Annotated in this window: 18 protein-coding genes and 1 tRNA gene; 13 read left to right on the top strand and 6 right to left on the bottom strand. The window is 39.0% G+C overall.

Annotated features, from left to right (window positions below; all coding sequences use genetic code 11):
* Positions 1–10: 10 nt before the first annotated feature.
* The 9 genes from I6E82_RS15845 to I6E82_RS15805 all read left to right on the top strand — a co-directional run bounded on the left by I6E82_RS15845 (position 11) and on the right by I6E82_RS15805 (position 10245).
* On the top strand, positions 11–1354 hold the full coding sequence (locus I6E82_RS15845) for an N-acetylmuramoyl-L-alanine amidase (RefSeq protein WP_024597271.1): 1344 nt from the start codon (positions 11–13) through the stop codon (positions 1352–1354).
* A gap of 36 nt (positions 1355–1390) precedes the next feature.
* On the top strand, positions 1391–3238 hold the full coding sequence (gene mutL, locus I6E82_RS15840) for a DNA mismatch repair endonuclease MutL (protein ID WP_165722389.1): 1848 nt from the start codon (positions 1391–1393) through the stop codon (positions 3236–3238).
* Between the two features lie 10 nt (positions 3239–3248).
* Entirely contained in the window at positions 3249–4166 is a 918-nt protein-coding gene (miaA, locus tag I6E82_RS15835) for a tRNA (adenosine(37)-N6)-dimethylallyltransferase MiaA (RefSeq protein WP_007586400.1), read from the top strand.
* A gap of 78 nt (positions 4167–4244) precedes the next feature.
* Positions 4245–4508: an RNA chaperone Hfq gene (hfq, locus tag I6E82_RS15830; protein WP_007586402.1), complete on the top strand. Its 264-nt coding sequence runs from the start codon at positions 4245–4247 to the stop codon at positions 4506–4508.
* Positions 4509–4523: 15 nt separating this feature from the next.
* Entirely contained in the window at positions 4524–5813 is a 1290-nt protein-coding gene (hflX, locus tag I6E82_RS15825; RefSeq protein WP_007586404.1) for a ribosome rescue GTPase HflX, read from the top strand.
* A gap of 100 nt (positions 5814–5913) precedes the next feature.
* Positions 5914–7083 (top strand): FtsH protease activity modulator HflK, encoded by a 1170-nt coding sequence (hflK, locus tag I6E82_RS15820; protein WP_197118272.1) that lies wholly within the window; start codon positions 5914–5916, stop codon positions 7081–7083.
* A 5-nt stretch (positions 7084–7088) separates the two neighbouring features.
* Positions 7089–7967, top strand: coding sequence for a protease modulator HflC (hflC, locus tag I6E82_RS15815; protein ID WP_010554353.1), 879 nt, complete (start codon positions 7089–7091; stop codon positions 7965–7967).
* Positions 7968–8181: 214 nt separating this feature from the next.
* Positions 8182–9495, top strand: a complete 1314-nt coding sequence (locus I6E82_RS15810) for an adenylosuccinate synthase (protein WP_010554354.1) — start codon at positions 8182–8184, stop codon at positions 9493–9495.
* 111 nt (positions 9496–9606) lie between these two features.
* A complete protein-coding gene (locus I6E82_RS15805) occupies positions 9607–10245 on the top strand; it encodes a tetratricopeptide repeat protein (protein ID WP_007586412.1) in 639 nt (212 codons plus the stop codon).
* Between the two features lie 70 nt (positions 10246–10315).
* On the opposite strand, the gene I6E82_RS15800 is transcribed toward I6E82_RS15805, so the two are convergent.
* Positions 10316–12163 (bottom strand): cation:proton antiporter, encoded by a 1848-nt coding sequence (locus I6E82_RS15800; RefSeq protein ID WP_007586413.1) that lies wholly within the window; start codon positions 12161–12163, stop codon positions 10316–10318.
* A gap of 870 nt (positions 12164–13033) precedes the next feature.
* On the opposite strand from I6E82_RS15800, the gene proB reads away from it, so the two are divergent.
* Both proB and I6E82_RS15790 read left to right on the top strand, forming a co-directional pair.
* Positions 13034–14140, top strand: a complete 1107-nt coding sequence (gene proB, locus I6E82_RS15795) for a glutamate 5-kinase (RefSeq protein WP_010554355.1) — start codon at positions 13034–13036, stop codon at positions 14138–14140.
* On the top strand, positions 14137–15384 hold the full coding sequence (locus tag I6E82_RS15790) for a glutamate-5-semialdehyde dehydrogenase (protein ID WP_007586417.1): 1248 nt from the start codon (positions 14137–14139) through the stop codon (positions 15382–15384). The genes proB and I6E82_RS15790 overlap by 4 nt, the downstream gene beginning before the upstream one ends.
* Positions 15385–15460: 76 nt before the next feature.
* Here the strand turns inward: I6E82_RS15790 and I6E82_RS15785 are convergent, their stop codons facing one another.
* The 4 genes from I6E82_RS15785 to I6E82_RS15770 form a co-directional block, all read right to left on the bottom strand.
* Positions 15461–17668: a two-component system response regulator gene (locus I6E82_RS15785; RefSeq protein ID WP_197118271.1), complete on the bottom strand. Its 2208-nt coding sequence runs from the start codon at positions 17666–17668 to the stop codon at positions 15461–15463.
* A 58-nt stretch (positions 17669–17726) separates the two neighbouring features.
* Positions 17727–20945, bottom strand: coding sequence for an ATP-binding protein (locus I6E82_RS15780; RefSeq protein ID WP_197118270.1), 3219 nt, complete (start codon positions 20943–20945; stop codon positions 17727–17729).
* A complete protein-coding gene (locus I6E82_RS15775; protein WP_197118269.1) occupies positions 20945–22207 on the bottom strand; it encodes an ABC transporter substrate-binding protein in 1263 nt (420 codons plus the stop codon). Before I6E82_RS15775 ends, I6E82_RS15780 begins: the two co-directional genes overlap by 1 nt.
* 179 nt (positions 22208–22386) lie before the next feature.
* Positions 22387–22462: transfer RNA gene (locus I6E82_RS15770), tRNA-Ala, on the bottom strand.
* 166 nt (positions 22463–22628) lie between these two features.
* On the opposite strand from I6E82_RS15770, the gene I6E82_RS15765 reads away from it, so the two are divergent.
* Entirely contained in the window at positions 22629–23024 is a 396-nt protein-coding gene (locus I6E82_RS15765) for a hypothetical protein (protein ID WP_197111540.1), read from the top strand.
* A 1-nt stretch (position 23025) separates the two neighbouring features.
* A complete protein-coding gene (locus I6E82_RS15760) occupies positions 23026–23526 on the top strand; it encodes a prolyl-tRNA synthetase associated domain-containing protein (protein ID WP_101217105.1) in 501 nt (166 codons plus the stop codon).
* Here I6E82_RS15760 and I6E82_RS15755 read toward each other — a convergent pair.
* Complete coding sequence (locus I6E82_RS15755; protein ID WP_197118268.1) at positions 23493–24641, bottom strand: MFS transporter; 1149 nt, start codon at positions 24639–24641, stop codon at positions 23493–23495. The two genes, I6E82_RS15760 and I6E82_RS15755, sit on opposite strands and share 34 nt — an antisense overlap.
* Positions 24642–24756: the final 115 nt, after the last annotated feature.

Genomic DNA, 24756 nt, shown 5'->3' with positions numbered 1-24756 from the left:
TAATTATCAAATGAGCCGAGGTGTAGTTAAACTCTTTATTTACCTTATGGTTATTACCATAAGCTTGCCGCTGTGGGCCAAAAATACAATTAATAGTGTACGCGTATGGCCGTCCCCTGATAGTACGCGTGTGGTATTTGATTTAAATGATAAGCCTGACTTTAGCTATTTCATGCTTAAAAACCCAAGCCGCTTAGTAATTGATTTAGAAAACACTAGCGAGTTAAAAATACTACCAGGTGTACCACCAAAACATCAAATAGTGAGCAAGTTACGCTACTCAAAACCTAAAAATAAGCACAGTGTTCGGTTAGTGTTTGAATTAAACGCACCAGTAAAGCCAGTTGTATTTGCTTTAGCGCCTACAGGCCCTTATAAAAACAGGCTCGTTGTTGATTTATACAATAAAAGCCAAGCTGCCACAGTTGTTTCTCCTGCTCAAACAGCAGCTAAAAACCGCCAGTTAAGCCAAGAACGCGATATTGTGATTGCAATTGATGCGGGTCATGGCGGCGAAGATCCAGGTTCAATTGGTCCCTCTGGCACGTACGAAAAAACAGTAACACTGCAAATTGCAAAACGTTTAGAGCGCATGATTGATGGCGAACGTGGGATGATTTCGCGCATGGTACGAAGCGGTGACTACTTTGTAAAACTTAATACGCGAACCAATCGTGCTCGTGAAAAAAAGGCCGACTTTTTTGTCTCTATTCATGCTGATGCATTTACGAGCCCGGGACCAAATGGTGCCTCTGTTTGGGTGTTGTCGTTAAGGCGTGCTAATTCAGAGATAGGTAAATGGATAGAAGATAAAGAAAAGCACTCTGAGCTTTTAGGTGGCGCTGCGGATGTAATGAAAGATGCCGCTAACGAAAAATACTTAGCGCAAGCATTACTTGATATGTCGATGGATCACTCTATGAAAACCGGCTTAAACGTAGCTGACGAAGTGGTTAAAGAGCTACGTAAAGTTGCTAAGTTGCATAAGAAAGATCCCCAACATGCGAGTCTTGCTGTACTTAAATCACCAGATATCCCATCAATTTTAGTAGAAACAGGGTTTATATCTAACCCACGAGAAGAAAAGCTGCTTAAAAGTGCTAACCATCAAGAGCGTTTGGCTAAAGCTATATTTACTTCTATTAAAAATTACTATTTAAAAAATCCACCTGATGACTCTTTATTTGCTAAATTAAAGTCGCAATATCCAACAAAGCACAAGGTACGCCCGGGTGAATCTTTAAGTATGTTGGCGAGTCGCTATGGCATTACAGTCACTGAATTAAAACAAGTTAATAAGCTTAGCTCTAATACTTTGTTTATTGGGCAAGAGCTCGATATACCACAAAGTTAGTCATTATTATTAGCGCAATGCTTGCTAGGAAATCTCATGAATATTGAAATATTACCCGCGCGTTTAGCTAACCAAATTGCCGCAGGCGAAGTGGTTGAGCGCCCAGCGTCGGTAGTAAAAGAGCTAGTCGAAAACAGTTTAGATGCTGGCGCTACACGTATTCAGATAGATATAGAGCGTGGCGGTCATAAGCTTATTCGTATACGTGATAACGGTTCAGGGATAAGTAAAGATGAGCTAACGCTCGCGCTTTCTCGTCACGCTACGAGTAAATTAAAATCTCTAGATGACCTTGAAAATATTTGTTCACTTGGTTTTAGGGGTGAAGCGCTTGCGTCAATTAGTTCTGTATCGCGTTTAACACTGAGCTCAAAACCAAAAGATCAAGAAGCTGCTTGGCAAGCATTTGCAGAAGGTCGCGATATGGCCGTGCAAGTAAAGCCAGTAGCGCACCCTGATGGCACAACCATTGAAGTAAAAGATTTATTTTTTAACACCCCAGCTCGTCGTAAATTCTTGCGTACCGAAAAAACTGAATTTAGCCATATTGATGAGTTGATAAAGCGTATTGCGCTTAGTCGCTTTGATGTCTCTATTACACTAACTCACAACGAAAAAGTAGTAAGGCAGTATCGTGCGAAGACAGATCCCTCTCAGGCTATTACACGTGTAGCCCAAGTTGCAGGTAAGGCTTTTGCTGAGCAAGGTTTGCATATTCAATCAGGAGAGGGTGGCTTACAGCTGCATGGTTGGGTGCTACCTGTAGGGTCAGCTAATACGACTCAGTATACTTATGTTAATAATCGTATGATGCGCGATAAACTTATTCTGCATGCTATACGCCAGGCATTTGAAGAAGTAAGTGGAACACAAGAATTACCCGGTTTTGTCATTTATATTGATATAGACCCTCGGCAGGTTGATGTAAATGTTCATCCAGCTAAGCATGAAGTGCGTTTTCATCAAGGGCGCTTAATTCATGACTTTATATTACAGGCTATTAAGCAAGTGGTAGTGCCGCTGCAAGGTGAGTTTACGAATGAACCGCTTAGCTCTGAGATGGAATCTGCGCCTGTGTTTATGGGGTCAGCGCATAGTAGTTCTAATGATACAAAAGCGGATGGAGTATTTGATTACCCTAAATCGCAATTACAGCCCTCTTACTCTGGAAGTGCTGGTAGTTCATCATCAGGTACTAGAAGTGTTGGCGGTGGCGGGGCATACCGTGCTACACCAAGTACGAGCCATCATGATGTAAACGCGTTTTATCAAGGTGTGAGTGAGCAACACGCTGCGCATTTTGATAATGTAGCAAACATACCCGTAGCACAACACCAGTTAGAGTCTGCGCATAATGTTTTAAAGACAGTTTCAATCATCAGTGTTAATGAAGGTGCGTGTGTATTTAGTGTTGAGCAGCAATTGTATTGCTCACATTTCAAATATGCATTGGTAGATGATTGGCATAATCAAATTAAAGAGTCCGGAAGTTTAGAAGGGAAAGCTCTTTTGCTGCCCGTAAGAGTAAACTTATCAAAAGAAGATTGCTTACTTATAGAAGCTCAGCAATCGTGGTTTACTTTACTTGGTTTTGAACTCGTAATAGAAAAACAGTTTGTAATGGTTAAAAAATTGCCAGCGTGCTTATATTTACTTGATGTAAGTACAGCGATAGGTGAGCTACTTGATGGGTGTAAAGCAGGGCTTGAAAATATAGAGAATTGGTTAGAGTGGCAGATAAAATGTGTACCTCCCCGGTTTTATTTAAGCAATGTGTTTTTAGCGCAACAAATGCGCTTACAAAATAATCCGCAAACTATTGAACGCTTACGCGAAAAAGCAGTTAAAATAGAGCTAAATCACTATTTAATGCAATTAGATTAAGGTATCAGTGTTGAGTAATTTACCAGTCATATTTTTAATGGGTCCAACTGCTGCTGGTAAAACAGCATTGGCAATCTCACTGTGCGAGCATTTAAATACAGAAATAATCAGCGTTGATTCAGCGTTAGTGTATAAAGATATGAACATTGGTACTGCAAAACCCGATGCAGAAGAACTTGCTAAAGCTCCGCATCATCTGATCGACTTACTTGACCCGAGTGAAACATATTCAGTTGCTGATTTTAGGCGCGATGCAGTACAAAAAATTGACGAATTTCATAGACAAGGTAAAGTGCCTGTATTGGTTGGAGGTACAATGTTGTACTTTAAATCTTTAATTGATGGTTTATCGCCTTTGCCTGAAGCAGATACAGTAATAAGATCAGAGCTAGAAGCACAAGCTAAAGAATTTGGCTGGCCTCATTTATATAAAGAATTAGTTAAAGTTGACCCAAAAGCAGCCGAAAAAATAAGTGAGAATGACTCACAAAGAATTAATCGAGCTTTAGAGGTTTACAGGTTAACTGGTAAGACCATGACTGAGTTGCAAAAGCAAAAACAGCCGGCTTTACCTTATACTTTTCATCAATTTGCGATTGCACCGCAAGAACGTAGCGAATTACATCGCCGAATTGAAGAAAGGTTTAAAATAATGATTGATCAGGGGTTTGAAAATGAAGTTTCGACCCTATATCTACGTAAGGATTTACACCCCAATATGCCTTCTATTCGTTGTGTTGGTTATAGACAAATGTGGGATTACCTTGCGGGTGAAACAAGCCATGATGAAATGGTTTTTCGTGGCATCGCAGCAACACGTCAATTGGCAAAACGTCAGTTAACGTGGCTTCGTAGCTGGCCTGATGTTACTTGGTTAACAACGGGTGACGAAGAAAACTTGCATCGTGTAGTAAGTTCGCTAAGCTAGTAGTAGTTGAATATTGTTTTTTATCAAATAAGTTCAGCCACTTAATTATAATAACACCTAGAACGAAGGAACAATAACATGGCAAAAGGCCAATCGTTACAAGACCCATTTTTGAATGCACTACGACGTGAGCGCATTCCAGTATCAATCTTTTTGGTAAATGGCATAAAATTACAAGGCAAAATTCAGTCATTTGACCAATTTGTTATTTTACTAGAGAACACCGTAAATCAAATGGTTTATAAGCATGCAATTTCAACAGTTGTCCCTGCTCGCGCAGTTAACTTCCAAGCAGTTCAAGGGAGTGAAGACACTGAGGAACCAGAAGCTGGTAACTTTTAATTAGGAGCATAATGTTTGTTTGACCGCTATGAATCCGGCGAACAGGCAATTTTAGTTCATATCGACTTACCTAAAGAAGGGGATCGTGAAGATCTTCATGAATTAGAAATGTTGGTATCTTCTGCTGGTGTTAGTAGTTTGGCGGTTGTGCAAGGCAGCCGTCAAGCACCACATCCGAAACTATTCGTCGGTACCGGTAAAGCAGAAGAAATAGCTGAGATTGTCAAAATCCACAATGCAGATGTCGTAATTTTCAATCATCAACTCAGGCCGTCACAAGAGCGCAATTTAGAGCGTGTTTGTCAGTGTCGTGTGCTTGATAGAACGACGCTAATTCTTGATATTTTTGCCCAACGTGCACGTACCCATGAGGGTAAGCTGCAGGTTGAATTGGCACAACTTCGCCATATGTCGACTCGATTAATTCGGGGCTGGACCCATCTTGAACGCCAAAAAGGCGGGATTGGTTTACGTGGACCTGGTGAAACCCAACTTGAAACAGATAGACGATTACTTCGTGCCCGAATTCAAAATATCCGTGCGCGTTTAGCTAAAGTAGCAGTGCAACGCGAACAAGGTAGGCGAGCTCGCACTCGTAACGAAATACCTACGGTATCGTTAGTTGGCTATACCAATGCGGGTAAATCTACATTATTTAATCGAATTACGAATTCAGATGTATACGCGGCCGATCAGTTGTTTGCAACGCTTGACCCGACTCTACGTAAGCTTGAATTAGGTGATGTTGGTCCTGTTATCTTAGCTGATACAGTGGGCTTTATTCGTCATTTACCGCACGACTTAGTTGCTGCTTTTAAAGCAACGCTAACTGAAACTCGTGAAGCTGATTTACAGTTACATGTAATTGACGCAGCAGACTCTCGTCTTCAAGAAAATATTGAACAAGTACAATCGGTGCTTAAAGAAATTGAAGCCGATGAAGTACCACAGCTATTAATTTATAATAAAATTGATGCGCTGGATAACGTAAGCCCACGTATTGATCGAGATGACGAAGGCCAACCTATAAGAGTATGGCTTAGCGCTCAGACTGGTGAAGGGTGTGAATTACTTAGTGAGGCTATTAGTGAACTGCTTGCTAAGAAGATGTTTAACGAAACATTATTTCTTACGCCATTGTATGGTCGCCTAAGGGCTGCATTGTTTAGTTTAAATGCAGTACATGAAGAACGCTTTGATGAGCAAGGTAATTGGCTGTTAGATGTTAGAATGCCAATGGTTGAGTGGAATCGTTTAATTAAAGAATTTGGTCCTGAAATTGCTGGTTTTATCAACCGTAATTAAAAATTGACGTTTTAATGTCGGTTTTTGTATGAGAAACGCGGTAGATTTGTTAGATTTAACACAATTTCCTAATTTATTTAGATAACAATGGAGTATAGCTATGGCCTGGAATGAACCGGGTAATAATGGCAATGACAAAGATCCGTGGAATAATAAAGGCGGACGTGATCAAGGCCCACCTGATTTAGACGAGGTGTTCCGCAAGTTTAGTAACAAGTTCGGCGGCTTATTTGGCGGGAAAAAATCCGGCAATGGTAGCGGCGGTGGACTTGGCGGAGCCGGTATTTCATTCATACTTATTATCGCCGTTATTGTATGGGCGTTAAGTGGTATTTATACGGTTAAAGAAGCCGAGCGTGGTGTGGTTCTTCAATTTGGTAAATATGACCGAATTGCTGATCCTGGTCTGCGTTGGAAAATGACGTTTATTGAAACGGTAATCCCAGTAGATATTGAAGCAGTTCGTTCATTATCGGCTTCTGGTTTTATGCTTACTGAAGACGAAAACGTAGTGAGCGTTGAGTTTCAGGTGCAATACCGTGTTATTGACCCATACCTTTATGAATTTAGCGTAACTAACGCTGATAGTAGCTTAGAAGAAGCACTAGATAGTGCACTACGTTACGTTGTGGGCCATGCAAAAATGGACCAAGTATTAACTAATGGCCGTGAGGTTGTTCGTCAAAATACATGGGATGAGCTTAATAAGATTATCGAACCATATAACTTAGGTTTAATTGTTACTGACGTGAACTTCAAAGACTCTCGTCCGCCAACTGAAGTTAAAGATGCATTTGATGATGCGATTGCTGCACAAGAAGATGAAGAACGTTTCATTCGTGAAGCAGAAGCATATGCTCGTGAAATTGAACCGCGTGCTCGTGGTCAAGTAACGCGTATGACTCAAGAAGCGGAAGGTTACCAAGAGCGTATTACATTAGAAGCACAAGGTGAAGTAGCTCGTTTTGAAAAGCTATTACCTGAATACCAAGCAGCTAAAGAAGTTACTCGCGAGCGCTTATACATTGATGCAATGGAAGAAGTGTTAGGGAATAGTTCTAAAATATTGGTTGATGTTAAAGGCGGTAATAACATGCTTTATCTACCACTTGATAAGATCATGGATAAGCAAGGAGCAGCAACACGTGTTGCACTTCCAAGCTCTAGTGATATTCAAGATTTACGCAATAAAGTAAATACGTCGCGCAATAGCTCTGTTAATAGTGGCAATGACCGCTTTAACAACGACCGCTTCAATGATGGGAGATAATCATAATGAAAAACTTTAGTTTAGTAATACTATTAGCTGCCATTGTTATGTCTTTCTCATCGGTATTTGTTGTACCTGAAGGGCAAAAAGCAATTGTAATGTTATTCAGTAAAGTACAAAAAGATAGCGACGATCAAGCGATTGTATATGGCCCAGGCCTACAATTTAAGGTGCCATTTTTTAGCCAAGTTCGTCGCATTGATGCACGTATTCAAACGCTAGATGGTGCGCCGGATCGCTTTGTTACTAGTGAGAAAAAAGACTTAATTGTTGATTCGTTTGTAAAATGGCGTGTTAATGACTTTAGCGCTTTTTACTTACGTGCCCGTGGCGATAAGCAATATGCTGAAACGCTACTTAAACAAAAAGTAAATAATGGTCTTCGTACAAACTTTGGTACACGTACAATTCGCGAAATTGTATCGGGTGAGCGTAGCGAGTTGATGGAAGAAGCGTTAGTACAAGCTTCTGAAAGTGCACGTGAGCTTGGTATTGAGGTGCTAGACGTACGTGTTAAGCAAATTAACCTACCACAAGAAGTGAGTAGCTCTATTTACCAACGTATGCGCGCTGAGCGTACTGCTGTTGCAAAAGAGCACCGTTCTGAAGGTCAGGAAAAAGCCGAGACTATTCGTGCGGGTGTTGACCGTCGTGTAACAGTAATGCTTGCCGATGCAGAGCGTAATGCGCGTTCTGTACGTGGTCAAGGCGATGCTGATGCCGCAGGCATCTATGCAAGCGCGTATAACAAAGACCCTGAGTTCTTTAGTTTTGTGCGTTCGCTTGAGGCTTACAAAAAGACTTTTAAAAATAAGCAAGACGTTATGGTGCTTTCACCAGATAGCGACTTCTTCCAATATATGAAAGGCGCTAAAGCTCAATAGGCTTTACGTTAATTATTTAGAAGTTAAAAAGCCTCGCATTTGCGGGGCTTTTTGTTAAACACAGTCAAGTGCTTTAAATCACTGTTATTTATGTGGTTATTAGCTAATATTTGGATATAACAAATGCGCGCAGAAAAAATAAGCTGAACAGGGGTGATCTTTACTTTAGTTTTCTGGTAAAATCTCGTCCTAATTTTCTCTAAGTGAATTTACGATGGGTAAAAACGTTGTTGTATTAGGCACCCAATGGGGTGACGAAGGAAAGGGTAAGGTAGTTGATCTCCTTACAGACAAAGCATCTTTAGTAGTTCGTTATCAAGGTGGCCACAATGCGGGTCATACTTTAGTTATCGAAGGTGAAAAGACGGTTCTACACCTTATTCCATCGGGTGTATTACGTGACAATGTTAAATGTGTGATTGGTAATGGTGTAGTTTTATCACCAGAAGCGCTAATGAGAGAAATTGGCATGCTTGAAGAACGCGGCGTACCAGTACGTGAGCGTCTTTTAATAAGTGAAGCATGTCCGCTAATCTTGCCTTTCCATGTTGCATTAGATGTAGCCCGCGAAACTGCTCGTGGCGATAAGCCAATTGGTACAACTGGCCGTGGTATCGGTCCTGCGTACGAAGATAAAGTGGCTCGCCGTGGTTTACGCGTAGGCGATTTATTTAATCCTGAATTATTTGCAGCTAAATTAAAAGAAGTTCTTGAATACCATAACTTCACTTTAGTTAACTACTACAAAGTAGACGCTGTAGATTTCCAAAAAACGTTTGATGATGCAATGGCTGTTGCTGATATCTTAAAAGCAATGGTTGTAGATGTAACTGAGCTTTTAGATCAAACGCGTTTAGCAGGCGAAAACATTTTATTTGAAGGTGCACAAGGTACGTTACTTGATATCGATCACGGTACTTACCCTTATGTAACATCTTCAAATACTACAGCTGGTGGCGTTGCTACTGGTGCAGGTTTTGGTCCATTAAACCTTGATTACGTTTTAGGTATTATTAAAGCGTACACTACACGTGTTGGTTCAGGTCCTTTCCCTACAGAGCTTTACGACGGTCTTGAGAAACAAGATCCAGTTGGTAAGCACTTAGGTGATAAAGGCCATGAGTTTGGCGCTACAACAGGTCGACTTCGTCGTACTGGTTGGTTAGATGCAGTGGCTATGCGCCGTGCGGTTCAAATCAACAGTATTTCAGGTTTTTGTTTAACTAAGCTTGATGTTTTAGACGGCTTAGAAACGCTTAAAATCTGTATTGGTTACAAGCTTGAAGATGGCACAGTTACTAACGTAACACCATTAGCAGCTGAAGGTTACGATAAAGTAACGCCAGTATACGAAGAAATGCCAGGTTGGTCAGAAAACACTGTTGGTGTAACGAGTCTTGACGGTTTACCAAAAGCTGCGATTGACTACATCAAGCGTATTGAAGAAATTACGGGTGTTCCAATTGATATTATTTCTACAGGTCCAGACCGCGTAGAAACTATGGTACTTCGCAACCCGTTTGCGTAATTACCATTAGATTAAAAAAAGCTGCCTAGTGCAGCTTTTTTTGTATCTAAAATTCACCTTGGAACGATCTTTGTATATATTTTAATAAGTTTATTTTTATAAGTGGTGAGCATGCGTTTATTTTACCGTAATTGCGTATTAAGGCTTTCATTAATTCCGCTGTCTTTATTTATAGCAACCAACAGCTTAGCTACAGAAAGCCCTGCTGCTGTACCGCTGTATACAGAATCTGAGCTAATTGCGTTAATAAATAAAAATACGCATTTAGCGCGGGTAAAGGCAGATGATTGCCAGTTAGTGCAAGATATAGAAGCACGAGCCAATAAAATGGCATTGCCGTCTTATCAATTTTTATACGGCGATATGCTGGCTTATAACGTGTGCGTGGATCGTAATGTAGAGTTAGGTGTGTATTACATGCGAAAAGCGGCTGAGCAAGGCTTAGCGGCAGCGCTAGAGCAGTTAGGGCGTTACTACGACACCGGGCGTTTAGTTCAGCAAGATAAAGCAATGGCAATTACGTATTTGCGTGAAGCGTCGTCGCAAGGCAATTTAAAAGCACAACTACGTTTGGTTAAATTATTTAATGATGGCTATGGCAGCCCGCGTGATTTTGAAGATGCATACCGTTGGCTATTTAATTCTATGGTCGCAGATAAAGCGACTCATAAAAAAATTGAGCGAGCGCTGACTAAGTTAGCGCAAAAAATGCCAGATAGTGTGGTTGCGCGAGCTCGCCTTCCTATTTAATGGCTCTTAAAAAACAAAACCCTAACTTTTTAAGTTAGGGTTTTTGAGTTTTTACAGGTAGTAAAAGTGTTTAACTTTCTTCTTTAGCCTTTGTTTGCGGGTCTTTTAAGACCGACATTTTAGGCGGCTGTAATGCAACAACACGCTCGCCTTCTTGCGGCGGTTTTTCCATGTTGATTGTAAACGGTCTTAGCTTAATTGGCGTATCGTCGTCGCTGTCTTTATCACCTTTAAGAATAAACAAAGGGATAGCCTCAGGGTTCATTTCTAGATATTGCTCCCAGCTAAACTCATCCGAGATGCGTGTTGAACTAACCTTACCGCCTTTAGCTATAATACTGCTTAAACGTGCATACGAGCCTTCGTCTCCAAACAATATTTGTCTAGATAAAAACGTTGCGCTGTCTTTATTTGCTTTAGCATGCGACGTTGATGAGCGAAGCGAAAATACATTTTTTTCATTAAGTAAATGCGAAAAGTATTGAACGCCTAGCGCATTATGATGACGGTTTGGCGATAGCGCTAAGACACTGCGAATAGTTGTTAGAGGTAAGTAGCGTTCAGCATGCTCTGATTGCGGGTTACCATAATAACAAGCTAAGCCATCCATACGTGCCATTCTGCAGTTTTCCCATGCAGGATCTGAAAGGTGAACCGGAATATTCTGCTCTTGTAAGCCACGTCCAATTGCACGCGATACATGGTTTGCACCAATAATTAATATTGTATTTGGTGATGGTTGGCGTACACCTAATAGCTTGGCAACAGGGATGGCTGTTAAGCTTTGCAGCACAACCGTAATGATGATCACCGTAAATATAAGTGGCACCATCTTTTCAGCATCAGCAACGCCAGCTTCCATCATACTTAGTGCAAATACCGACCCAACGGCTGCGGCAACTATACCGCGTGGAGCAATCCAGGCAAGTACCAAGCGAGACTTCATTGGTAAGTCAGTACCAAAGGTCGAAATAGCAATACACAGTGGGCGTGCAACAAAAAGCACAATAGCTAAAAATATAAATACATCGCTGTCGAGCATCATCAAATCAGAAAGCTGTAAACGTGCTGCAAGTAAAATAAACAGCGTCGATATCAAAATCATCGACAAGTCTTCTTTAAACTCAAGTACAGAATCTATTTCTAAATCGTCTTGGTTCGCAAGCCAAATACCAAATACAGTTACTGCTAATAAGCCAGATTCATGGCTTAAATAGTTTGATACAGAAAAACTAATAAGGACTAGTGCTAAAATTCCAAACTTATGTAATTCAAATGGCAGCCACTCGCGACGCATTAATAGGGTTGTTAGCCAACCTGCAGCAACACCAATACTTAAACCAACACCTAGGGTTTTAACTAAAGCAATAATAGTATGACTAAATACTTCGCCTTGGCCTACAAGCATTACAGCTTCAAATACCAATACAGCAAATAATGCGCCAATTGGGTCTATTACAATACCTTCCCAGCGAAGTATACGGTCTATGTCTTGTGTTGGGCGCATTGAGTTTAATAGCGGTGCTATAACGGTAGGGCCAGTAACAACGAGTACTGCGCCTAATACCGCAGCAACACGCCAGTTAAGCTCAAGCAACCAGTAGGCGCTTAGGCTAATAATAATGCAGGTAGTAAGCATACCGATTGAGCAGAGATTCCTTACAACTTTTCCTATCCCTTTTAATTCTCTGAAATGCAGAGTTAAGGAACCTTCAAATAAAATGATGGCAACGCTTAGTGATACTACTGGAAACAGTAAATCACCTAAAAGTGCATCAGGGTCTAAAACACCACTAAATGGTCCAAGTAAAAGACCAGTAAGCAATAAAAAAAGAATAGCGGGTACTCTAAAAGCCCACGCGACCCATTGGGCAAGCACAGAGCAAAGTGCAATACCGGCTATGTAAATTGCTGACATAGATTAAGAATTCCTTATTTATGACGATATGTTTAGAAAGTATAACTTTTGTTAATTATTAATACAGGGGTATACACCGGAAACTCAAATATTACTAATCAATTTTAGCTGCTTATAAAAGATTAGTAGGCTTAAATTATTTAGCGAGAACTTAGCCACCTTATTTTAAAGTGTATTAATTGTTTAATTTATTGAATTTTAATAACAATATAAAGGGTATGAGTGTTTCGTATTAACTTAGTTCGAATTTTAACCTTGATTTTAAAGGGGTATTTGGTGTATTATACTTCGTGTTCTAATAATTAGTCATCTAACGAAGTTTATTGAAGATAAAACAGGCTTGTTAATCTTAACGTCATTTTTAATCTTTATAATCATGTGTTAGTGATGTTTCTAGTATTTGAGCATTACAAAATATCATTTGCCGAATTCTTGGTATGGTTTTGCCAAACAAGTTTATTTAATTATTTAAGTAAATAAAGGTTTGAGTTGAACTATTACTTTCAATATTTAGCCCCCCATCGTGGCGGTTAAATCTCGGTCCTTTGGTCTTCACCCTATCTGTTGGTGTATCAGACTTTAGAGGCTCTATGTATGTTGTTAATAAAAAAGCCACACACAGCTTTTTACAGCGATGCATAAACAACACTTTTAAATTTTTTGATTAGTGCTGCTCAATATTATTGGGTTGTTGCTACTTTTACTTAACCTCAAATCTAAGCTTCTTGTTTTAGATATGGTTTTTGCGTGTGTGTAAAAAAGTGTTGCCTAAATGAAAAGAAAAATTCGAAGCTATGTTTTAAACCTAGCTACTTAGTTTTAGCTCGTCTAATTAAGATGAGCGCAGATAAAATGGAAAGTTGAGCATTTATGCAAAAGTTAAATTGGCGACGTATCGTACTTAAAGTAGGTAGTGCATTAATTGCACCAGATCAAGATGGCTGCCGTTCGCGTTACATATTAACCATCGCACAGTTCATTGTTCGTTGTCGTGCCCGTGGAATCGAGGTGATTTTAGTATCATCGGGTTCTGTAGCGGCTGGAGCGCATTTATTCCCATCAGACAAACCTCGCTCTGTGGTGATGAAAAAAGCAATGGCAGCAGCAGGCCAAACAGAAATGATCGCCATGTGGGATCGCTTTTTTGACTTTCCATCTGCGCAACTATTATTAACGCACGGCGATTTACGTGACCGCGAGCGTTACCAAAGTATTCGCGAAACAGTGTTTACTTTACTTGAACATGGTGTTTTTCCTATCATTAATGAAAATGATGCTGTAACTACCGACGACTTAAGAGTGGGTGATAACGACAACTTATCAGCAATGGTCGCAGCAGCAGCCGATGCCGATGCTTTATTAATATTCTCAGACGTTGATGGGTTATATGATAAAAACCCTAACTTACATGATGATGCGGTGTTACTGCCTGAAATAAAATCAATTGATGAATCTATTTATGCTATGGCAGGATGTGCTACAAGTGCTGTTGGTACTGGTGGCATGAAAACCAAAATAGAAGCGGCAGAAAAAGCAACGTCACATGGTATCGCGACTTATATTATAAACGGCTTTAAAGAAGAAACATTTACGAAACTGCTAGCTGGGGAAAATCCTGGTAGCGTATTTTTACCGTACGAAAAGCCGATGCAAGATTCTGTACATTGGATGACACACACAGCAAATGAGCAAGGTGAAGTTGTTGTTGATGGATCATTTGATGAATCCCTTGAAGGTGAAAGTGGATGTATTCGCGGTGATGAAATCATGGAAGTCCATGGTGAATTTGCTGTTGGTGATACCATTTTAGTACGTAGTGAAGACGGTACGCGTTTAGCTAAAGCGACCGCAAATTATAGTAGCTGTTTGTTAAACTTTATTGCAGACAACGAACAGAGTGAATTCAGCGAAAAAATGCAGGATTCAATTGGACCAGTTATATCTGAAAAACATATCGCATTATTGGAGAAGTCATGAGTTTAATTACGGACATTTCACGCCAGACAGCTAAAGCTGCCCATACACTTGCTTTACTCGATACCGAGACTAAAAATCAAGTACTAGTTGAAATGGCAGCGGCATTAAGAGAGCAAAAAGCATTTATAATCAAAGAAAACGAAAGTGACCTAAGCGCAGCACGCGACAATAACTTAGCAGCCTCAATGATCGACCGCTTAACGCTAAACGATGAGCGTATTGAAGCAATGGCAGAAGGTATTGAAGTAATCGTAAGCCTGGACGATCCTGTTGGTCAGCTACGTGATATTACAGAGCGTCCAAATGGCATTAAAATTCGTAAAATGCGCGTACCTCTTGGCGTTGTATGTATGATTTACGAAGCACGCCCAAATGTAACAGCAGACGCTGGCGCATTATGTTTTAAATCAGGTAATGGCGTAATTTTACGTGGCGGTAAAGAAGCACTTAAAAGTTCGCAAGCTATCGCAAGTGTAATGCACAGCGTACTTGAAAAGCATAACTTACCAGTATCACTTATTTCAGTGATTCCAGATCCAGATCGTGCACTATTAATGGAATTAATGCAGCAACGTGAAAGCATTGACTTAATAATTCCACGTGGCGGTGAAGGCTTAATTAACTTTGTTACTGAAAACAGTACGATTCCAGTAATTCAGCATTACAAAGGCGTTTGTCATCTATATGTAGATAAAGATGCAGACCTAGAAATTGCGCTTAACTTACTACTTAACGGTAAAACGCAGCGTACCGGTGTTTGTAATGCACTTGAGGGCTTAGTAGTTCATCAAGATGTTGCAGATGAGTTTTTAAATCTGTGCGCAGTTGTATTACGCCAAGAAGGTGTAAAAATAAATGCTGACAGCTTTGCAGCTAAATACTTTGATAATGCAACTGTGTTAGCCGATAACGAATTTGGTGAAGAATATCTAGACCTAGAAATCGCCATTCGCGTTGTACCAAACTTTACGGCAGCGGTTGAACACATTGCACAGTTTGGATCAAACCACACTGAAGTAATTTGCACTAAAAACGCAGCCGCTGCAGAGTTATTCCAGCGTAGTGTCGATGCTTCTGTAGTGATGGTTAATACATCATCTCGCTTTTCTGATGGCTCACAGCTGGGTCTAGGCGCAGAGATTGGTATAGCAACTTCTAAGCTTCATGCATACGGCCCTATGGGACTTGAGTCACTGACTACTGAGAAGTACTTAGTGAATGGTGAAGGCCAAGTTCGCGAGTAACCGCTAAAGCTTAATTTCATTAAAAAGCCGAGTATGGAAATACTCGGCTTTTTTGTTTTTTCAGACTACTCTGTAATTAATTTAATTTTTCAAGCCAGTCGCTTGCAGGTTCAGGCCTGTGTAAATAATAGCCTTGAAGAATAACTTCTGGATATTCTTGCAATAAATCAAAGTGGGACTGGTTCTCTACACCTTCGGCAACTATCTCGAGTTCAAATAAACGGCCTAAGCTTACAATCATATCAATAATCAACTTATCGTTATTATCAGTCGGTGCTTCCAATACAAAAGAACGGTCAATTTTTAGTTCTTGTATGGGTAATTGTTTAAGATAAGTTAAACTCGAATATCCAGTACCAAAGTCATCAATTGATACCCTAATACCTAGCTTCTTGAGAAAGTGAACAGCCTCAATAGCCGCTTCCATGTGATTAAGCAATGTACCTTCAATTATCTCAATAGTGAGTTGCTGAGGATTAATGCTATGTTGCTTTATTTGTTGGCTAATAAAGCTTAAAAAACGCGCTTCATGAAAGTGCCTGCCACTTACATTAATTGATAGGTTTAACTCAGGGTGAGTTTTACTAAGTTGCGTTAATATTTCAAGTGCATTTGAAGTTACCCAGCAATCTAAGTCATAAATTATATCTGACTCTTCGGCTATAGATATAAACTCACCAGGGCTAATGAAGCCTTTTTGAGGATGCTCCCATCTTAATAAAACCTCAGCCCCTTTAAGGGTTTGGCTTCGGTCAAATTGGGATTGTAAATATAGGGATAACTCATTATTTGAGATTGCTTTACGTAAATCTTGCTCGATTTCAAAACGGCGTTTTGCTTGCTCGCCAAACGAAGTATCAAAAAAGGTAACTCTATTACCGCCTTTTTCTTTTGCTTTGTAACAAGCCGCCTCACAGTTACGAATTGTTTCTATAGCACTTTCCCACTGATCTTCTCGAGGAAAAATATACGTGCCAATACTTACGGTTAAGCTAACGTCTTGTTCATCAACCACAAAGGGGTGGTTTACACTTATGAGCAGTTCTTGGGCTTTATTTTCAGCCATAGCTTGGGCTCTGATCCTGCCAACGCCTTTTTCAACTGTACACAGTACTGCAAATTCATCACTGCCTAAGCGAGCAATAACATCTTTTTTACTCACCTTAGAATGAATTCGTTTAGTTAATTCTTTTAATATGTTATCGCCAGCGAGTAGGCCTAATCCATCATTTATTGAGTGGAAGCTGTCTATGTCAATAATATAAATATAGGCATAACTATTTTCGGTACTACAAACCTGAAGTTGCTGCTCCAACTGCTTTAAAAAACCATTTCGGTTGGGCAAACCTGTAAGTTCATCATGCCATGTGAGGTAGTGAATTCTTTCTTGCGTTATCTTAACGCTAGAAATATCACTAAATACACCAATATAGTGCACGTTGGTATCTTGCTCGCCTTTTACCATACTAAGAGTTAATAACTCAGGATAAAGCTCGCCATTTTTTCGTCTGGTTACTAGCTCTCCACTCCAATATCCTGCTTGGTTTGCATGATGCCATACTTGATCAAAGCTAATACTAGGGTGGTTATTTTGTTTAATATCGTGCAACTGCATTTGCAGGGAGTCAGATTCAGAGTAACCTGTAATCCGGCAAAATGAAGGGTTTACGGCAATAATTTTTCCGTTACTGTCGGTAATAACAACGCCATCAGCGGTTCCCGTTAGGGCTTGATAAAATAACTTTTGTTTTGAGGAGAGTTCTTTTAATTCTTCTTCACGCTGACTTAATTCTTTCGCCAGTGACTCTATTTCAAGTAGTTTGTCGTGCAGGTCAAAGTTTTTTTCTATAAGCCTATCTAGCATGCCTTGAGCGGTAATATGAGTGCGAATGCGTGCTCTAACGAGCGCGAGCTTGTAAGGTTTGTGTATGTAGTCAATTGCGCCCATAGCAAAGCCTTTTTCTTCAGACTCTTCCTCGGTAAGCGCAGTTACAAATATGACGGGGATGCCTTTGGTATTTTGTTTCGCTTTGAGTATATTACATACTTCGTAGCCGTCCATGCCAGGCATCATTATGTCTAATAAAATCAAGTCAGGCCGAGTTGACTCAATAAAGATCAAAGCCTGCTCACCACTAGTAGAAATACGTACATCGTAGTCAGTTAAAAGTCCTTCTACTAATACGTGTAAATTACTAGGTTCGTCATCAACAATAAGAATTAAAGGTTTATGCTTTTGTTCTGTGGTTAATCCATTATTGTTTGCGAGGTAATTTGAATGCACTATCTGTCCTTCTCTGCGTTCTTTACAATATTAATCTAGTTCAGGTTAGTGGTTATGCCTAATTTTTATTATCGTTTCTATACTTATCAATAAGCTCAATTACTAACGCGTAGTTAAAATGATCAATTGCTTCTTTGAGCTTAAATAGAGAGTGGCCTCTATCATATTGATTCATTTCTAGCTGTCTAACCAAACTGCTAGGTACGGGGCGAGCCGTTAATGCTAATGAGTATATATTATCAATAACCGAGTCTTCGTTTTCTAGTTCATGTTGCTGTATATGTTCTTTTTTAAAGCTATCAGCTATCAAAAATTGTTTTACAGCAAAAAGTGTAAGTATTAATTGCTCATTAAAATGAGATAAATTAATACTTTTCTTATCTATTAAGCTTTCCTCAACACTTTGCGCGCTTTGTTGCAGTAGCTCAAAGCCTAATGTGCCGGCCAAGCCTTTGAGTGTATGTACTAGTCGAATTAAGCTTTCTAACTCTCCATTTTTGATTAATATATCAGCTTTAATCGAAAAGTCATTGTAATCGTTGACAAACTGAGTAAATAATTTAGCTAACAATTCGTCATTGTTTTCTAGGTTTTCTTTTGCTAAAGGCAGGTTTATAGTGCTCAGAGATTCGCTACTTTGCAGATGCTTTTCAATACTTTCGTAAAGCGCATCAAAAATAATCGGTTTTACTAAAAAGTCATCCATACCCGCTCTAAACGCTGCTTTTTTATCATTAGGATCTGCGGCTGCAGTAATTGCAATTATGGGAGTTTTGTAGCCTCGCTCTCTTAATATGCTTGTTGCTTCAAGCCCATCCATAACTGGCATTTGAACATCCATAAAAATAATATCGATGTCATTTATCTCTACTTTATCTAATGCATCATGTCCATTATCAGCAATGATCACGGTCATATCTAATCTTGCTAAAAGGGCGGAGGCTATTTCTTGGTTAATTCTATTATCATCAACAACTAATGCATTAAAACCCGAGAATTTAGGGTGAGGCTTTAATTGCTTTTCTTTAAAATTATTTGGTGAAAGCATTCTTAAAATTTCAACTTCACTATTTTTATTACCAATAATTATAATGTCTATATTTTCATTTTTTGCAATTGGCTCAGGAGACTCTTCATCGGTAATTAATAAAATTAGTGTCAATTTTTCATTAACGTTTTTATTTTGAGCGTACAGTTGTTGTAAAATAAAGTTATCGTTGAGCTCTTTTTTTTCTATCGACATTATTACAATACTAAATGGGCTACTAGGCTGAGACATTTTTGCAATGGCCCTTAATGGTTCTTGTGTTGTTTCTGTCGTTATATTTATATCACTTAGTAAGTCCATTAATTTTTTAATTTGCTCATTATCAGGGCTAATTAATAAGGCGTGTTTTTTAAGCTTTTGTTGCTCAGATAAAGTAAAGGGTAGAGTAAAGAAAAACTCGCTACCTTGATTAATCGTGCTCCTTACTTGTATATCTCCGCCCAGCAATTTAGTTAACTGCTTGCTTATAGTGAGTCCTAAACCGGTCCCACCATACTTTCTTGTTGTGCTTGAATCACCTTGCGAGAAAGACTGAAATATAATTTTTGATTGCTCTTCAGTCATCCCAATACCCGTGTCTTTTATACTAAAGCGCAGGTTTATTGTTTTTTCGTGTTGAGATGTCGCTTCTATAATTAATGATATTTCACCATGCTCTGTAAACTTAATTGCGTTACCTACACAATTATTTATTATTTGGCTTAAGTGCATTGGGTCGCCAATAAGTTCAAGTCCTGCATCAACGTGTAAAGTGAAATTTAGTAGCAAGCCTTTTTGCTTGGCATTTGTTGAGAATAAATTTTGAACGTTAGAAACAATAGTATGTAAAGTAAAAGGGATTTGCTCTAACTGGACTTTTTCCGATTCTAGTTTAGAAAAATCTAGAATATTATTTAAAATCTGTAATAAATTTTGAGCACTTGAAAAAGCTTTATCTGCATAATGTTTTTGTCTTGAGGGAAGCTCACTGCTTTGTAAAAGCTGCAACATACCTAATATGCCATTCATTGGAGTGCGAAGTTCATGACTCATATTGGCTACAAAATCTATTTTTGTTTTATTGGCTTTATCGGTTTGCTCCATAGCGCTCGTCAGGTCGGCATTCATTGCTTCCATTTGGGAATTTAATACGCGGGTTTCGTTGAGTAGCTCTTTGGTTTGCTTATTTTTTAAATATAAAGCATTAGCTGCTTTTATTACCGACGCTATTTCAGTTTGATTTTGGCTGTTATTTGAAATAGTTACTGGCTTTTCGCTATTCATATCTTTAAGTAATAAAGTGAGCTGAGTAATTGGTTTTATAACCGATCTAAAAATAAAATAGCTTAAAAATAAAATGATTAACATAATTAAAACGGCAAATATATTTGCCTGTTCTGTATTTTTTGTTAAGTGGCTACTTAGTAGCTCTTCTGTTTTGATTAGTTTATTTTTTTCTATGTTTTTAATTTCATTAGTTAAATACAGCAATTCGTTTTCTATGCCTGTAAGCACTACATTTACAGAAAAAGTGTAGCTACGGGTGAGTAATACAAGTTGGTTATAAGCTTGTTTTAAGCTTGTTGTTTTATTGGACAGGGATTCATTTATTACAGAGGTGCTCGTTAGTTTTTTATGTAAGTGATTTAAGTTTTGTTTTACATTTTGTGCTTCATCAAAATTAGGTTTATAGAGATAGCTTATAATTGCGTGTTTTAAATTACTTATTGTGAGTAAAACATCGTTAAAAATAACTTTATTATCATTGTTTGAAGACCCTTCTAAATTGCTAATTGTTACCTGTAGGTCATCAATAGGCTGTTTGAACTGAGTAGTGTAAAGGTGTTCGCGTTTTTGTCTGTTTACGACAACTTGGCCAAATGTATCTTGGTAATTATTTAGATACTCGCCAAGGCGTATTAGTGAGTTTTGATACTCAGGGGTCTGGTTTTGAGTGTTTGTTTTTAGCTGCTCGAGATTTAGATTTGCCTTATTTAAATAAAAATTAAATTTGGTAATCGTATTTTCATTTGCATTGTCAATAAATGAAACTGCATGCCCTTGCAGGGAAATAATATCGTTTTCTAAGTGATTCACAGCTTCACTTTGAATAAGCGCGTTATGCTGCGACTTTTGCAAGTTAAGTAAGGACGTTTGCGAATAGTTAAACAAATAGCTTTGTAAAAGAAGTAATCCAATCAGCGAACACAAAGCTAATATTATTTTTGATTTAATTGAATTTATTATCATTATCGGCTAATCAACTCATACCATTTTTGCAGGCTGTAGTCATAGGTTGGCATAACTGTATTCCATACTGCTACATTGCTAAAGCGTTTATGGTAACTACCGCCATTACGTTGTCCACCTGCTTTTACTGCTACGTCGCCATTTGTATTTAATAAATCTATGTTTGTTGCTTTTCCACCGTACCAGTAATCCCATTCGGCCGGCGATAAGAGTAGTTTAGAGCGCTGCGGGTTACTAATGTAATAACCTTGGCGAGCAATAAATGCACCAGGCCAGCCTGAAAGCCACCAATTCATATAATCGTACGCAGCATCTTTTGCGCTACTTTGTATTTGTGACGACAAACACATAACACCATGCCAGCCTCGGTAGCCTTCTTTTGGCGCGGCAAATCGTACATTAATATTTTGGCTGTTTAATGCAGACACGGCAGGCGAAAACATACTTTCTATATGGGCTCGTTTACTTTTCATAAATTCAATCGACTCAGGAACCGAGTTCCAATAGCCACTAAAGTGACCTTGGCGTTTAAAGTCGAGTAATATACTAAACAATCTATCAAGTTCTGGGCGAGTCATCGCACCTATATTGTTAAATTTTATAAGCCCTTTACTTTGTGCTGCTAGGGCTAGGTCAAAGAGTCCAATGGTAGGCGCATTTACGATAGCTACTTTACCTCTGTTCTCGTCATCAAGCAGCCAACTCCAGCTTTCGGTTTCGTATGCTATACCGGGCTTAATAAAATCGGTGTTGTAACCAAAAGAGTCAACATTATGCACATAAGGTAAAAAGCTAATATGATCGCTTTCTTGTGCGCTTAATGTGCCATCGGGTTGAACATTTAATAATTTATAGGGGGCATCACCTGCACCAATACTTGCAGTTTCGGTTAGTTTTCCCGTTTTAGTGAGTGGATTTATCTCATTAAAGTAGGTGAGTCGTTTTTTTTCTATTGGCTGTATAGAACCTGCATCCCAAAGCACATTAATGCTGTTTGACCATTGTTCGTATAAATCAAAGGAGCTAGGGTCCATTGATGCCTTTTGCAAAACAGCAGCGCTGCCTGCGGGAGTAAATTCTATATTAATACCCAAGTCACTCATCGCTTGCTTGCGAATAGCCTCTTGGAGTGTTACATGCGTACCAAGTACTCTTAATGTGACTTTTTTTCGGGCAAAAACATAAGGCGCATGTGTTATTGCACCAGCTGTTAAACCTATTGCAGCTAGCTTTTTTAGCGTTGAACGCTTAGGTATGTCCATGTTAAGCCTAAAGTACTAATGTGTGACATTATGTATAGCTAAGAACTTGTAAAGACACAAGTTGAATGGATAAATTTAAAATTATATAGAATGAAAAATTAGAATAGTAGGGTGTCAAAAAATAATAAAAACAATGGAAAAATAGAAGAGTAGAGCGAATTTGAAAAGGAGTAGGAAAGTGGTGGAGCTAAGCAGGATCGAACTGCTGACCTCCTGCGTGCAAGGCAGGCGCTCTCCCAGCTGAGCTATAGCCCCACATTCCTAAATTACATATAATGTAACTGCTTGACTGCTGAGTTCCAAGCGGGACGAACTTTAAGTTTTTTTATAAATTTGGTCAAGTATTTTTTCGTAAATTTTCACTGTTTACGTCAATTTTTGTTAGACTCGGCTTAATTCAAAACTAAAACGATAAAAAACAATGAAAAAATGTGTTCTAGCGCTTATGGTTTTACTCGCTGGTTGTGCCTCAAATGACGAGCCGCCTTTTGAAATAAATAATAAACAGTTTCACGAAAAGCAAGATGAGCAAGGTAATAAACTTTTTGCTTATGTTGTTTCGGTAAAAGCTAAGCATCGTGAAAACTTTAACCTTGACCGTGGTCCTAACAAGAGACCAAGCCGTGGTGAGGTTAAGCAGTATATAGAGAAAGAGCATTTTGAAGAATCGAGCATTCTAAAGTTACAGCTAGAAGACCAAGCAGTTGAATTATTGAACCAAGAGCTAAAAGAGCGTAAATATTGCGATAACAAACATGAAGTTAATGATGTTTTATGGCGAGATCTGAGTGTACAGCTAAGAGGGCGTTGCTTGTAATATGTTGGCTGATAAAACGAAGTTAGCAGAGCTTTTAGCGGACCTAGATATTACTTACGATGCAATAGAACATCCGCCGCTACATACTAGCTTAGCGGCTGATGAGTTTATGATTGAGCGCCCAGGTACTCGTCTTAAAAACCTGTTTTTACGCGATAACGAAGGCAAGCGACACTTTTTAGTTATTACAGCGCACAATAAGCAACTCGATTTAAAGGCACTATCAAAGCAACAAGGGCTTTCGCGTTTAGGGTTTGCATCGAGTGAACGCTTAGCAACGTATTTAAAAGTGGCTCCTGGGTGTGTATCTATGTTGGCTCTTTTAAATGATAAGCAAAACGAAGTGAGCTTATGGGTCGATCAAGATATTTGGGGTGGTGATTTGTTTCATTGTCATCCGTTTGAAAACACCCAAACATGGTTGCTTAGTAAAGCTGATTTAGAAACATTTTTTAATCACACAAAGCATCAACCGCGCGTTGTATTTTTACCTTCAAAATAAGCCCACATAATTAACGATAAACCACATAAACAAACCGCAAGCAGCGTAAACATAAACGCTGTTTGCCCATGATGTTGGTATACCACACCGGGTAATAACGACCCCAATGCACCGCCACTGTAATAAAACGATACATATCCGCCATTGGTTACACTTGGCGGGGCTTTACTTATTTTATTAACGAGTGGTGCGGCAGTTGAATGAATCACAAACATAGCACCACAAAACAAAGTAAATGCGATTAAAAATAAGCTAAGCTGGTGGCTCATTAATAAAATAATACTCACACTATAAAAACTAAATATCGCAGTTAATAAATGCCAAGGCGAAGGGACTTTTTTAAGTAACCAAGGTGCAGCAATAGAGGCGAGGGCACCAATTAAATAACCACTGTAAACTAAACCTATGTCACGAGTATTGGTAATTAAAAACGTGTTTTGTAATATAAACGGTAAGTAATTAAGTAGTGCAGCAAAACAAAAAAACATACAAAAGACGGCACCGTACACTTTAAGGATAGCGCCTTCTTTAAGTTGTTTAATGTAATCCAGAGGGGAGAGCTGCGACGGTGTAGCTGGGTTTGTAAAGCGAGAATGCTTAATTGTCAAAGCTAAGCAAATAAGCATAAAAGCAATTACGTAATAAAAGCTCTGCCAATTCCATAAGTCGCTAAACAAAGCTGCGAGCACACGACCAAAGTAACCACCAACTATACTGCTACCAATATATAGGGTCATGTTTTTTTGAAGTGTATCAGCGCTATAGCTCATACCTATATAGCTAGTCATTGATGTTAAAGCTGCGGGGAGCGTTAAACCTTGTAAAAATCTGACTAATAATAAAAGCTCAAAGCTAGGTACATAAATAAAAAGTAAGCAGCTAAGGCCTAAAAGCACCATTGCAATACGTAATATAAGTAGTGGATTTATTTTTGCTAAAAATAAACCATAAACGAGCGGGGCAATGGCTAAGGGCAGCATAGTTGCAGTCATTAAGCTGCCAGCTACCGCAGGTGCTACATTAAATTCGCTCGCAAAAAGGCTAAGTAGGGGTTGGGGTGCATAAAGCACAAAAAATATAAATACCGAGCAAACGAGTAGATGAGGTAAACGCATTATATGGCTCGTGCATTTGCTGATTGGTTGCGTGGTATTGTATTAAAAATTGCTTTTAATTCATAATTAAAACCATAGTCATTGCGCTATATCATGGTTTGTTTTAACTAGTTTG

The organism is Pseudoalteromonas sp. NZS11 (genome assembly GCF_015864765.1).
Classification (GTDB): domain Bacteria; phylum Pseudomonadota; class Gammaproteobacteria; order Enterobacterales; family Alteromonadaceae; genus Pseudoalteromonas; species Pseudoalteromonas arctica.
Note: the sequence above shows the minus strand (reverse complement) of the source record. Positions and strands in the feature narration are given on the sequence as shown.

Excerpts from the sequence above, each read along its gene's own strand:
- proB (WP_010554355.1), top strand. The coding sequence starts at position 13,034 with ATGCAAAAGTTAAATTGGCGACGTATCGTACTTAAAGTAGGTAGTGCA.
- I6E82_RS15780 (WP_197118270.1), bottom strand. The coding sequence starts at position 20,945 with ATGATAATAAATTCAATTAAATCAAAAATAATATTAGCTTTGTGTTCG.
- I6E82_RS15810 (WP_010554354.1), top strand. The coding sequence starts at position 8,182 with ATGGGTAAAAACGTTGTTGTATTAGGCACCCAATGGGGTGACGAAGGA.
- I6E82_RS15845 (WP_024597271.1), top strand. The coding sequence starts at position 11 with ATGAGCCGAGGTGTAGTTAAACTCTTTATTTACCTTATGGTTATTACC.
- mutL (WP_165722389.1), top strand. The coding sequence starts at position 1,391 with ATGAATATTGAAATATTACCCGCGCGTTTAGCTAACCAAATTGCCGCA.
- I6E82_RS15790 (WP_007586417.1), top strand. The coding sequence starts at position 14,137 with ATGAGTTTAATTACGGACATTTCACGCCAGACAGCTAAAGCTGCCCAT.
- hflK (WP_197118272.1), top strand. The coding sequence starts at position 5,914 with ATGGCCTGGAATGAACCGGGTAATAATGGCAATGACAAAGATCCGTGG.
- hfq (WP_007586402.1), top strand. The coding sequence starts at position 4,245 with ATGGCAAAAGGCCAATCGTTACAAGACCCATTTTTGAATGCACTACGA.
- I6E82_RS15760 (WP_101217105.1), top strand. The coding sequence starts at position 23,026 with ATGTTGGCTGATAAAACGAAGTTAGCAGAGCTTTTAGCGGACCTAGAT.
- hflC (WP_010554353.1), top strand. The coding sequence starts at position 7,089 with ATGAAAAACTTTAGTTTAGTAATACTATTAGCTGCCATTGTTATGTCT.
- I6E82_RS15800 (WP_007586413.1), bottom strand. The coding sequence starts at position 12,163 with ATGTCAGCAATTTACATAGCCGGTATTGCACTTTGCTCTGTGCTTGCC.
- I6E82_RS15805 (WP_007586412.1), top strand. The coding sequence starts at position 9,607 with ATGCGTTTATTTTACCGTAATTGCGTATTAAGGCTTTCATTAATTCCG.
- I6E82_RS15775 (WP_197118269.1), bottom strand. The coding sequence starts at position 22,207 with ATGGACATACCTAAGCGTTCAACGCTAAAAAAGCTAGCTGCAATAGGT.
- I6E82_RS15765 (WP_197111540.1), top strand. The coding sequence starts at position 22,629 with ATGAAAAAATGTGTTCTAGCGCTTATGGTTTTACTCGCTGGTTGTGCC.
- I6E82_RS15755 (WP_197118268.1), bottom strand. The coding sequence starts at position 24,641 with ATGCGTTTACCTCATCTACTCGTTTGCTCGGTATTTATATTTTTTGTG.